We start from the raw sequence: 12,905 nt of genomic DNA, 5'->3' as shown, positions 1-12,905 counted from the left end.
TCGGGGTCGAAGCCAGTGCCTTCCGTTTCCGTTCGGCTCTCTCTCGACCGCTTAACCAATATAACGAGACATCCAAGAAACTGTCAAGCATTTCTCAAAAGTTTTTCGGGAAATTCCTCTTCCCTTGATCCCACAAGGGCTCCAGCCCCTTGGAGGGAATTGAATTGGTTCAAGGGCGTTGATTTTGAGATGGGACTGTAATTTTTTCTGAGTTGCTTGGTGTTAGACGACGGTACATTGGGTTAGAGAAAACCTTGAGACGCTAGGGAAGCTAAACTTCGTGAATTTTCAATCGGTCATCGCTAAGCTGAGCGAGTTTTGGGGCAATCGCGGCTGTCTGATTGTCCAGCCCTACGATACGGAGAAGGGGGCAGGTACAATGAGTCCTCACACTTTCTTACGGGCAATTGGTCCTGAACCCTGGTCGGTTGCTTACGTTGAACCTTGCCGTCGCCCGACAGATGGGCGATATGGGAAGAACCCAAATCGTTATCAGCATTACTATCAATATCAAGTGCTGATCAAACCTTCGCCAGACAACATTCAAGAGCTCTATTTGGATTCTCTACGAGCTTTAGGCATTCGTGCAGAGGATCACGATATTCGATTTGTGGAGGATAACTGGGAATCTCCTACATTAGGAGCCTGGGGAGTTGGTTGGGAAGTTTGGCTGGATGGAATGGAGGTAACTCAATTTACCTATTTTCAACAGTGTGGGGGAATTGATTGCCGTCCAGTTTCGATCGAGATTACCTATGGCTTAGAACGACTAACGATGTATCTGCAGGAAGTCAACGCTTTCACTGAGATTCAGTGGAATGAAGCGGTAACTTATGGAGATGTGCATTTTCAGGGAGAAATTGAGCATTCAACCTACAACTTTGAAGCATCTAATCCTGAGTTGCTGTTTACTCTGTTTGGACTGTACGAACAAGAGGCTGGACAGCTTATTGAGAAAGGGCTAGTCTTGCCAGCACTTGACTATGTGTTGAAGTGTTCACACAGTTTCAACTTGCTAGATGCTAGAGGTGTGATTTCGGTTACTGAGCGGACGCGCTACATTGGCAGAATTCGCGGGTTGGCACGGCAGGTTGCTTATCTCTATTTGAAGCAGCGAGAGGAGCTGGATTTTCCGTTGTTGAAAGCTGATAGAGCGGAAGCAGCTTAACTTAAAATTTCGGTCAGAGTCGTTAAATCAGGATGATTTTTGGCGTGAAAGTATTACTTTCACGCCTTACGAACTTTGGTTTTCTCCTTCATCTGAGGAGAGGGAAATGTTGGCTATTCTTTATGACGAATGTAGTCGTAGATTTCTATATAATCCTTGCCAGGGTAGTTCCATGAGTAGTCGTAGCTCATGCCCTGTTGGATCAGATTTTGAAACTCTTTGGGTTCTTGGTGCCACAAATCTATAGCCCGATCCATAGCGGATTCTAAGGCAGGAAAGTCTGATTGATGGAATACGTAACCGTTACGCTGTTCGGGTAGGTGGTCTTGATCAAAGTCCCGGTCAAAGACTGTGTTTACCAGCCCTCCTACACTTCGGACGATGGGTACGGTGCCGTATTTCAGTCCGATCATTTGGGTTAAGCCGCAGGGTTCGTAGTTGCTTGGGACTACGATCATGTCTGCTCCGGCGTAGATGAGATGGGATAGTTCTTCGTTGAAGCCCAGTTCGAGGTGAACGTCTGGGTTGTCGTTTAAGAAGCGTTTTTCGTGCTGGAAGTGAGAGTTGATGCTGGCTTCGGTTGCTGAGCCTAGAAGCACGAATTGTGCATCGCGGTACAAGGCATGGTAAGTGGCGTGGTGTACGAGGTGAACGCCTTTTTGGTCATCTAAGCGACCGATATAGCAAATGATAGGTTTGTTTTCGTGACGTAAGAGGAGGCGATCGCGCAACGCCTTTTTATTCTCTGCTTTGCCCTCCAAATTCTCTTGGTTGAAATAGTGAGGAATGTAGCGATCAACTTCTGGGTTCCAGACGTTGTAGTCAATGCCGTTGAGGACTCCTCTAAATTTGTCCTGAAAAGCGTGTAGGGTATGACCTAGACCATAGCCGGTATCAGTAAAGCGAGCCTCCCAAGCGTGGTGGGGAGAAACAGTCGTGACAAAGTTTGAGTAAGTGATGCCCCCTTTCATGAAGTTGAGGGCAAAAGGATTGAAATTGTCTTGGAGGCGATCGTATTGGAAGTAGTAGGCTTCCTGGTTTAGTCCTGTTGCCTGAAGGGTTTCAACGCCACCCATACCTTGGTGCTTGAAATTATGGATGGTGTAGCAAACACGCTGGTTTGCCATTCCGTGATGCTTGTACATCTCGAAAAGCATGACTGGAACGAGTCCAGTTTGCCAGTCATGGCAGTGAAGTATGTCAGGGCGTTTGTTGCTTTGTAGCAGAAACTCTAATGCGGCTTTGCTAAAGAATGCAAACCGCATATTGTCGTCGGAGCAACCGTAATAGCAGCCTCGGTTGAAGAAGTTGTCGTTGTCATGCGGCTCGATGAAGAAGCAGAGCCGGCCGTGAACCCAACCGCAGTATACAGAGCAGTGGACAGCAGCATCGTACCAGGGTACCCACAGATCACGGTAGGCCTCGTGAAGCCCCCAGATATGGTCGTACCTCATGCAGTCGTACTTGGGCAGAATAATTTCTACTGTGTTGCCCCGAGCCTCTAGTTCGCGACTAAGACCATAGACTACGTCTCCTAGACCGCCAGCTTTGATAACTGGAGCGCACTCAGAGGCAATCTGCACAATGTACATTTCTTATCCCCCGCTGGATACATACCAATTTTTTAACTTTACAAAAGTATATTATTTTGGATGGCTAGGCAACTTGACTATCAAAAGTCAATGTAACCAGCGCAAACGGGTCAGAAGCGTCACCCTTGCGAAAGGGATTGCTGCTAACTGGTTCAATTTATGAAGCAGGTTGATATGTCGTAGGGCGTATTTGTCTTAGCTTAGGGGTTTCCTAGCTCTAGCTGATGTTAGATAAGCCTTTGAGCCAACGGTTAGAGAGGTTTTTGAGCGATCGCCCCACCTGCTGCTTTAAGCGCCAGCGTTGAAATGCCTTTTCGTAGTCCTCTCCATCAGTCTGGTAAGTCTTCCAAGCATTGAGAGCAATGAACAGTCCCCAAATCAAAGCAATGTAGAGCGACCAGTTAAGTGGACTACTGGTGAGCAAATCGAGCATCACCAAAAATGTATTGACAATGCCGTACCTGGCTACGCTTCTACGCAACCTGCTTTGCCGATACATAGCGAAGGCACGTTGCTCTCGTACTTCTCCTTGTTGCGTCAACCATTCTTGCTCTGCGGATTGAAATTCCTCTGGCGAGATTCCCAGTTCTGCTGCAATTTCCAGGAGTTGCAGTTTGGAAATTTCTCCGCGCTCAATTTGACGAGTGAACGCAATTTTGAGGATTTCTTGTGCTTCCTCTTGCTCGTAGATATCTGTCATCTAAGTTGCCTTTTCAAGGTAGACCAGTCGGGCTGCTCTAGTTTGTCTGCTTAGATGGCGCTGCTTAATTTGGGTAATGCAGACCGCTCGCAGACTATTCCTAGTTTATCGTCACCTTAATGAAAGGAATTCCACCGCTACGGCAAGGATGAAGCATGAGGAATCATTGACCAGGGCTCATCCGAGTTGCAGATCGTTAAGTTATGAAAGGTATTAGTGGATTTGCTCTAGTAAGCTATCCCTCGGTAGGTTCGTTGGTAGGGGGCATTTGGCAAAGCTTTGGTCTCTTGAGCAGGAAGTTGTTTTGGGGGAGATTGAGTTGGAAGGGGGCGATCGCGTTGAGGGCGCGAATCTCTCTGTTTGGCTGGAGCAGTAATTAACGTTAGTACCTGCTGCCAAAATTCTTCTGCTTGTTGAGGATCAGGAATTTTAGCGGCGAGTTCGTTAATTAAGCGATGGTAGGTAATTTGAGGGAACTTATCGAGAGTTTCCTGAACGTATACGCTGGCGATCGCTCCAACGTAGTAGGACAGAGCTTGCTGACAACGTTCTACAAACCAAGGCTCAATATCAGTCAGGTTTCTAACTGGAGGTTGGCTTGAAGGTAAGGATGGGTTGAGCCTCTTCGTTCCCAAACTTTGGTTAAGTTGGTCGTTAAATGAGGTTTCTGTAACTTGAGAATTTAATTTATTTGGCTGATTACGAATGGGCTCCAGTAGCTTTTCAGTTTGCCAGACCGTAAATAAAGTTTCATCTTCAACCAGCAAACAAAATCTGCCAGCTTTAGATTCTCTTTCACAGTAGTCAGTTGCCACTTTGTGAAAAAGTTTTCGCAGAGACAAGACTCTTTTAAACTGCTTTTCTTCAAACGTTAATTCAGCAGCGGAACCATAACCAATGCCTCTAGAACGCAGTTCTTCGGCAGCAATCACCAACACTCTGGAACTTTCCTTCATCTTTCTGCAATTTCTAGAGAGAACACAGGATCACAGCTTCGGAACAGATGAAATATGGTGTGCCTTGAAAGAATTCCTATCAGCCAATCGGTCGTTTATGTTAAGTAGTAATAAGCCATACTACTGCCCCTTGATTCTTCGTCCGGACGTTTTTGGTAAATTCATCCTGTAAGGCGATGACAATGCTGTAAAAATGTCATATACGATACATTTCTAAACTTTTGTCAGATTCTGTAGAAGCGTGGAGGCGCTAGGGGAAAGGTTCGTGAAATGAATATAGAATCCGGGTTCAACGTCGCTAGACTGTCCTATGACTTTGGCATAAAGATCGCCGGGAATAGTTGTACCCTCGTAAGGGTTGAGCAAACTGAGCTTGATGTCTCTGAAGAATGGCATTGGATGAGGCGATCGCACCTCTGCCCGCTTTCCTGAAAACTTGACTAAAGTGGCTGAGACCATTTGACCAACTAGATTTCTGCCGTCAATTAGGGCGTATCGAATGGGTACTTCTGGAACTAAGGGGACGAGAACAGTGTGGGGATCAGGGAGCGACAGGCGATAAGCACCCCCAATGCCGCCAACTTCGTACAGCTTAACGGGTGTATGAAATCCCTTCACCTCAACCTCGGTTTGGCTGAAGATGCTGAGCAAGGGTTCAACTTCAGTAAAAGTTGCCTCAGAGATTAGCACTTGCCCACCTATGCTGGAAGACTCAATCCGAGATGCTAAATTGACCTGACTGCCGATTGCGGTGTACTTTGCCCGCCTTTGGGAGCCAATATTGCCGACAATTGCTTCTCCAGTATTGATTCCTATTCCCATTTCTAGGGTTGGCAGATTGAGCTGTTGGTTCTGCTGGTTGATCTCTGTTATCGCCAACTGCATTGCTACTGCACAGGCGATCGCTCTTGCTGCATCATCTGATCTTTGAGTGGGTGCACCAAACAGGACAACAATGCCGTCGCCAATCACCTCATTAATGTTGCCGTTATATTGACTAATGACGTGAGTCATTCGTTCTAAATAGAGGTTGAGCAGTGTGACGACTTGCTCTGGCGAAAGCTGTTCAGAGATGGCAGTAAAGCCTCTCAAATCAGAAATCAAAATTGTGATTTTACGGCGTTCACCGCCTAATCTTAGACCTTCTGGAGTTTCTAGTAAATTCGCTACTATCTCTTCAGTTAAATAGCGGCTAAAGGTATTGCGGATGACTTCAGCAGATTGAGCGATGTAGGTCGTAGTGGCGATCGCTGCCCCACCTAATGCTAGAAATGCTGGAACGATAGGAACCCACCAATTTGCCAAAAATAAGAGGTAGCTAATACCCCATATTCCACCGCCTGCTAATCCCAAGCTGAGACTAATTTTGAGGCTTTGAATCAGGGTTGTGTTGTTTGAAGTCATGCCTCTGTCACTCGCCGAAGCCGCAACTGGGGGGTGTCGTTGCTGCCAGACTAAAAATGCTCCCACGACTGACCAACCTAGAATCCACAGCCATTCCAGCGGCTCAGACCAGGTTTGTAGGGGAGTGCGTCCGGTTAGAGCAGAGGTGAGCAACTGGTTCGTCAGGTTGGCATGGATTTCAACCCCTGGCGTAGGCGGTAGGATCTGTAGCAGTTCATTGTTGTAGGGAGTGTAGTAAAAGTCGCGCAGGCTTTCTGCGACTGCGCCGATCATGACGATGCGATCGCTCATTAAATCTGGTGGAATGCGACTTTCCAGCACGTCCTGCACAGACACCACTTCAAAACTGCCCGTGCCGCCCCGAAAATCTACCAAAATCTGATATCCGTCTGCTGCCGTGCGAACGTAGCCGCCATCATTGGGTTCCAGGGGTGGAAATACGGCTTGTCCTAAACGGATGTACTCTTCATCAGTGAGTTCAGGATAAATTTCTTCTGGTTCTAGATAAAGAGCGGCTAGGGTGAAGGCAAATCCTAGTACGAGTTCGTTATTGCTGTTGGAGAGGGAAAGTAATCCTCGTCGAATCTTGCCATCGGCATCCAGAATCACGTCACTGGCGCTAATCTGCCCTAATTCGGCTAACACAGGTGGAGGCGCAACAGCTCCGGCGTTGGCTGTCCCGACTACTTTTTCAACCCCGATCAGGTTAGGCGTTGTCCTAAAAACTTCGACCAGATCGGCATATCCTGAATCGACTGGCACATCGCGATAAAGGTCTAACCCAATTGCTCGGGGCTGCTGTTGCTTAATCTGGTTTAAAAGCTGGGTCAAGGTAGCATCAGAAAGCGGCCAGCCATATTCCTGTAGGTCTGGTTCTGTAATGCCAACAATGATGATGCGGGAGGTATGGGGTTCTGACGGACGCAGCCGAAAAAACTGGTCGTAAGCCGCCCATTCCAATGTTTGTAGTAGACCAGTCAGCCGAAGCAAGATCACAGCAGCAGCAGTACAAGGGGCTGCGATCGCCACACCCCGCCAATGCCAGAGGATTGGCTTCAGCTTCGTCCACATAGTCAGGTCAGTAGTAAGTTGGGCAAGGTAGACGCTTCTTGAAGGAGCGTTTGCCTTGATGCTGTGGAATTGGGGGGCTAGACCTGGCTTAGTTTGTCGAGGTGCAGCAGTTGATTAGGGGGGCTTGGGCGATCGCTGCGTCTAGTCCAACAGATTGCAATAGTGCTTGCCAGTCTGCGGTCAACATAGCATCTTGAGGCTGGGACTGGTGTAAATCTGCCAAGGCTTGTAGCGCATCATACCAAATTCCGGCTTCGGCGTAGAGCCGGGGTCGATCTTGCGGATTAGCCTGCTGCAAGCTGTTGAGTAAAGCCGCACTGGGTGCAACGGGTTCAACCCAGCCTGCTATGACTGCATTTCTGGAGCGATCGTCGTTGTCGCAAACGAGAGAAACGTACCAGCGATAAAGAGTTCCCTGAGCTAATGGGGTGGATGTGTAGTCAGCTAGATTGAATTGCACAATACCAGCAGCGCTCGGAGTTTCTAGGGGCTGTCGGTAGAGAACTTCTGTGCCGTCTTCGTTTTCTAAAGTCAGTTCTAACGATGTGGCGGAGGTTTCGGGGACGTACACCATTAGAACTGGCTCTTGAGAAATGGAAAGTCCTACGGTGCTGGAAGGAATCAATGCAGTCAGGGCATCGCTGCTAGAGGTGCAGTCGCCCCAATCGCCGCGACTTGCTGCTCCAGAAGTGACGGGAGGTGCGCCTCGGTTGGGCGGGCGAAAGGTAATTCTGCTAGTTCTAGAACGGGACTGCTGAGCTACAGGACGATTAGCAGATGGGTTGGAAGTCGTCTGAGCCAGCGTTGGAAGGGGGAATGACCAAATCGCGATCGCCCCCACTATAAAAGAGAGAGAAAAGAAAGGGTGATAAAAGCATTTCCAATTCATAGTGACGCTCCCGAATCAGGAATAAACAGATTAAAGATAAATTGGCGATGCACAAGGTTGAGATAAAGCGTTTACCAGGGACTCCCGACTAGTGTGAAGCCAGACCAGAAGTAAGGATGAGTCAGGTTGACGTTGTTGCTCTCTGCCAGTTCGGGTGGCAGCGGCAAAACGCCTTCAGGGTATTGAATTTGCCCGTTAACGATGCGGACCTCTCCTCGCAGCATGGCAAGTTGTGCTTGTTGGAGTGCTTCTGCTTTGATAGGAGTTGTTCTTAACTGTCGATAAAACTCCTGCATTAGAGTCAGCGTGCCTTCATCGCTAACTGACCAGAGGCTTGCCATCGCCGATTTTGCACCCGTCTGTACGGCGAATCCGGCAAAGCCTAGTTCTGCTTCCACATCTCCTAGTGCAGTGCGACAAGCACTTAAGACGACTAACTCAACCGTTGGGTTTCTCCAACCCAATTGGCTCAACTGATCGAGCCGCAGTTGAGTATCCCAGAGTTGAATAAACGAGTTGCCAGGTGCGCCAGGATGGAATTCGGCATGGGTTGCCAGGTGAATAATGTCAAACTGCTGCTGCTGCCGTTGTTGGCTCAGGGTATCTAAAGTGAAAGCTTGATTTAGAAACGATCGCCCCTGCCAGAGTCCATTTAGGGGAACGGCTAAACCTGCAGGAGCAGGCGAAGATGCGCTAGAGGGCACTACCGTTCCAGTAATAATGTTGTTGTCGTAGATTACAGTGCCTTGAGTGGGTTCGCGGTTGCTGTCGCTGTTGTTGGAATCTTCAGGCGGATTGGGAATCAGGGTAGGTCGTCCAGCGATCGCCGCCAGTTCAACGGGTACGGCAGGCAGTGGTGGAAAGTCAGTAAACTCAGAAGCTCCCATTGCCAAAACTCGCGCCTGGGCAATGCTGGAATAGCGAGTATCGGTCAGGCTAAAGCTGGGGATCAGTGAGAGGCTGTACTGTTCAATCAAAAATTGCTGACCATCCTGAAGCACTGCCAACGGCGTTGAGCGCAAGCCAGCATCCACAGAAAATAGCAGCGTATCGACTTCTGCTGCTTGCAGATTGGACTGGATGGGAGCCATTGTCCAGGTCTGAAGCTGCTGGGCAGCAGGCAGATAGCTGGTAGAGCGAAGTTTGGTGCGATCGGTGAGTTCTCGTCTGAGCGCGGTGGTGACTTGAAGTAGAGAATCGCGATCGGCTGCCGCGACGCTGCGGTAAATAGGTGCGCCTGCCGCCGTTACCAGAATGACATCAAGCTGCTCTGGACGACTAAATAGATAAACCAGGGCAGGCGTTCTGCCAGTCTGAACGGCAAGCTCAGCCAGACGAGACTGAATCTCTGACAGCGTCAGATTTGGCGTTTCCTGTAAACCTAGATATTGCTGAAATTCTTGACTGTATAGTCGCTCAATTAGGGTAACCGCATCGGTGAGGTTGCCACTATCGAGTGCCTCAGCAATGTCTTGACGCAGGATGTCAGTCAAAACGGGGTTTGTTGGGTAGAGCCCAGGCGGCTCTGCTGTCTCAGCGACATTGACATCTGGGGGCAGAGGCAACCCGTTGCCGTCAGGGATAGATGGTGGTTCTCCCGGTGGTTCTGGTGTTTCTGGTGGTTCTGGTGGCAGAATCGCCCCTTCGGTGTTGAACACTCCAGCAGTTCCGGTTGCCTGATTTTGGTCAAAATCGACGGTAACGGGCGTAGTGTAGTCGGAGTAGTCGAGGGTGTCGAATCCTGCTGCACCGTCAATGATGCCGCTGAGCGTTGCCCCATCACTAAAGACGAAAGTATCGGCTGCATCGCCGCCTGTCAGATTATCAATGTTGGAGAACTCAACTGCGTCGTTTACCGATCCGATATCTGTGCCTGTAAGCTGCCAGGTGTTGGTTGTGTTGTCGCCAATTAAGGTATTGCTTCCTGCTGCACCATCAATCTGGTCAACACGACCGCCATTAAGCCGGAAACTGTCGTTGAGCGTGCCGCCGCGCAAGATTTGAAATCCAGAAAACGTGGCACCGTTCAACGTGCCGCTATTGGTGCCTGTGACTGTCCAAGTGTTTGCTAGGTTTTGACCGACCAGGGTGTTCGTACCGCTGCCCGCCACGATTTCCTGGATATTTTCGGGTTGAATTGCTTCTAGGTCGAGGGTGAGGGATGTGGCGATCGCCGAGTAATCCAACCGATTCGTGCCGCCGCCGCCATCGATCGCCCCTTCAAAGCTGGTATCGGGAAATTGGAAAATATCGGTGCCGCTGCCGCCTTGCAGATTTTCAATATTGCTAAAGCTAAGCCCGTTAGCATATCCGCCGATTGTCCCCTGGTTAGCTCCGCTCAGTTGCCAGGTGGTGTTTTGGTCAGCGCCAATTAGGGTTGAACCTCCAGCGATCGCCACCGGAGCGTTAAACGTAAACGGATTCAGGCTCACTGTGCCGCTGCCATTAGTTCTGCCAATCGTGATGCGGCTAAATCCTGGCTGCAAAAGATCTAGTTCAGCTGCGGTCAAGTCCAGCGCAGCAGAGTCAGCCGCACCTGCGATCGCCACATCCTGAGCCGGATCAGTAGGCTGTAGCACCAGTTCTCCCGATCCCTGGACAGCTCCAGTGAAGTCGATCTCGCTAGCGGTGAGGGTTTGATTGCCGCTACCTGCTTGCCCTGTACTGTTGATGCTGCCTGCTTCCAGTCTATTAACTGCATCCAGGCTGACTGCCCCTGCATTCCCGGTTGAAGAGGTATTCAAATCCCCAATTTGGATGTTGTTTGCAGCATTGAGGGCGATCGCTCCCCCTGCGGTAGTTCCAGAGGTGGTTAGGTTTGCGCCAACAATATTTCCTGCGGTTGCGGTAATGCTAATTGAGCCGCTGGTTCCGCCCGTCAAGCTGTTAGTTTCAATATTAGTCAACCCGACGATAGCACCTGAAATAGTGATGTCACGCCCTCTGGCGATGATGGTGTTTGGCGTATCAAATCTACCAACGCCATCCTCATCTGAGTCTGCCGTCAGTCGAATCGAGCCGCCTGGGCCGTCGGCAAATACAAAATCGCCAAAAACATTGATGTTAATGTCTTCCGTGGCCTCTAGCACAACATTGGCAGTTGCGGGTAGCCCTTCCAGTGCCGTTCGTGAAATGGTGATGGGTTCCCCAACAAATTCGTCATCAAAAATGTCGGGCAGCGTTGCATCGACTCCAGGAGAGTTTGGTCCAAGGTCATCGATCAAGATATCAGTGGGGTCAAGCAGTAAGGTACCCAAGCGACCATCGGTTGCTGTAAGGTCGGCCGTTCCATCGAAAATCAGAGATTGACGACCCGATACTTCTGCAAAACCGCCGTTGCCAGTGCGATCGCCCCCCCTAGCGCTGATTTCCCCATAAAATGCGGTCGTATCGTCTGCCCAAACGATTACCCTGCCCCCATTACCTCCACCCAGTGCGTCTGCTCGAAAAGTCGAATTTTCATCGACCAGCGTTCGAGACGCAGCAGGCAATGTATCTCGTCCTCCAATATCTCCGCCAATTCGCACGGTACCACCGCCACCATTGCCTGAAGCATTCAGGTTGGCGTTAAGGATAGCAACGCGATCGCCCAGGATGTTGATTTGGGAGGTTGGGAACTGGGGGTTAGAGGTTGGGGATCGGCGGGAGGTGTTAAGGGTGCCGGAAGCGATCGCCGTTCCAGGTTGAGGAGAAATAGCAATCCCGGAGCCCGTCAGTTGCACAGAGCCATCTGACTCAACCGTTACCCCCGTTGCGCTGGTAATATTTCCTCCAGTCAAAAGAGCGGGCAAGGACAGCGGCGTAAATGGCACTAATCCCCGATTTCCATTCCCTAGTGCCCGTCTCCCAATCGCTTCCAGATCAAGGCTTAGCAGCCGTCCTTCCTGGCTAATTCGTACCCAGCTTTCTCCTGGAACAGCAGCAATTGTAATGTTGCCGCCTGGTGCAGTTAGGGTGCCTGTATTGATAACTGCGCCGCCGATCAGGAAGAGATTTTGCCCTTCTGAAACCGCTAGATTTCCGGCGTTGAAGACAGAACCAGGCTGGCTGTTGCTGAAGGCAAAGGCATCCGGATTGCCGACCAGGGAGGAGTAATCGTTTCTGCCGATCGCATTCAGCCAGCGATCGCCAAACCCGATTCCGCTGGCAGTCGTTGCCGTAAAAGAACCCGGCAAATCTAATCGGGCATTTGTACCCAACAAAATTCCGGCTGGGTTGAGTAGAAATAGATTAGAGTCGCCTCCGCTAACGCGCAGCAGTCCGTCAATATAAGACGCATCACCCCCAACTACACGACTAATGATATTGCGGATCTGGTCGTTTGAGAGAAAGTTGGCGATCTCGCCTGTGCCTAAGCCAAATTCTTCAAAGCTGTGAAACAGGTTGGCTCCATCTTCAGAAAGAGTCCCGCCGCTAATATTTGTGCGTCGTCCTTGTTCAGTAACCCGTGTGTTGGTACCGTCGGCTGCGGGAGTAATGTTTTGCGCGACAAGCTGTGGGCTTGTTGAGGTGGGTGCTGGGGAGGAAGCGATCGCCCTATCAACGTCCCCTGCAAACTCAACTGCAAACGTCTCTGGCGGAGTCGGGGTAGCTAAACCAGCCGGTAAACCAACAGCAGCAGTGCGATCGCTTCCCACATCGGCGATCGCCTCTCCCGCAGCCTCTAACGTCGGCACATAAGCCTGCGTCTGTTCCTCACCGAGTAAGCCAGCGATCGAAACAGAGACGAGCAACAGACCTGCTTTCTCAAAAAGGTTTGACATAAGGTAACTGCACCGAAAAGAGTAACAATCAGCAAAACAGCCATCTATGCAACAGCCAGATTAGCATTAGTAGTTTTGCTTGCTGAGACAGTCACCGATTCAAAGTGATAAATCTGTTTCACTATCCTGGATACTCCTCAATAGTTGCCAGCCCTAGACACCCAAGTTCAGCCTCTGCACCCTCTGAAGACTGATGCAGTTGGATAATTTCGAATTTTTTTTGATTACAAATTAGTCATCCTGGACATACATTCCAAACTGGGAAGGGTGATCCGGATAGGTTTAACCATTAAGTTGCTAGTTCTGACTCAAGGACAGCTTGCAAAATCCTCCTGTTCCCAGAATTTGAAGGATATTGACTG

General features: G+C 49.8%; 7 protein-coding genes. 1 reads left to right on the top strand and 6 read right to left on the bottom strand.

Annotation, left to right across the window (positions count from 1 at the left end; all coding sequences use genetic code 11):
* Positions 1–280 precede the first annotated feature (280 nt).
* Positions 281–1,168, top strand: a complete 888-nt coding sequence (gene glyQ / locus H6G00_RS28705) for a glycine--tRNA ligase subunit alpha (protein WP_190799330.1) — start codon at positions 281–283, stop codon at positions 1,166–1,168.
* A gap of 113 nt (positions 1,169–1,281) precedes the next feature.
* Here the strand turns inward: glyQ and glgA are convergent, their stop codons facing one another.
* The 6 genes from glgA to H6G00_RS28675 form a co-directional block, all read right to left on the bottom strand.
* Positions 1,282–2,760 (bottom strand): glycogen synthase GlgA, encoded by a 1,479-nt coding sequence (glgA, locus tag H6G00_RS28700; RefSeq protein ID WP_190799329.1) that lies wholly within the window; start codon positions 2,758–2,760, stop codon positions 1,282–1,284.
* 217 nt (positions 2,761–2,977) lie between these two features.
* Positions 2,978–3,460 carry a 2TM domain-containing protein gene (locus H6G00_RS28695; RefSeq protein WP_190799328.1) on the bottom strand — a complete coding sequence of 161 codons (483 nt, stop codon included), beginning with the start codon at positions 3,458–3,460 and terminating at the stop codon, positions 2,978–2,980.
* 227 nt (positions 3,461–3,687) lie between these two features.
* The gene (locus H6G00_RS28690) at positions 3,688–4,416 is read right to left on the bottom strand and encodes a hypothetical protein (RefSeq protein WP_190799327.1); all 729 of its coding nucleotides are present in this window, start codon (positions 4,414–4,416) and stop codon (positions 3,688–3,690) included.
* 213 nt (positions 4,417–4,629) lie between these two features.
* Positions 4,630–6,891, bottom strand: a complete 2,262-nt coding sequence (locus tag H6G00_RS28685) for an adenylate/guanylate cyclase domain-containing protein (RefSeq protein ID WP_190799326.1) — start codon at positions 6,889–6,891, stop codon at positions 4,630–4,632.
* Positions 6,892–6,979: 88 nt separating this feature from the next.
* Positions 6,980–7,780, bottom strand: coding sequence for a DUF928 domain-containing protein (locus tag H6G00_RS28680; protein ID WP_190799325.1), 801 nt, complete (start codon positions 7,778–7,780; stop codon positions 6,980–6,982).
* A 71-nt stretch (positions 7,781–7,851) separates the two neighbouring features.
* Complete coding sequence (locus H6G00_RS28675; protein ID WP_199318767.1) at positions 7,852–12,543, bottom strand: CHAT domain-containing protein; 4,692 nt, start codon at positions 12,541–12,543, stop codon at positions 7,852–7,854.
* Between the last annotated feature and the right edge of the window lie 362 nt (positions 12,544–12,905).

The organism is Leptolyngbya sp. FACHB-541 (genome assembly GCF_014695875.1).
In the GTDB taxonomy this organism is placed as follows: domain Bacteria; phylum Cyanobacteriota; class Cyanobacteriia; order Elainellales; family Elainellaceae; genus JAAUTN01.
Note: the sequence above shows the minus strand (reverse complement) of the source record. Positions and strands in the feature narration are given on the sequence as shown.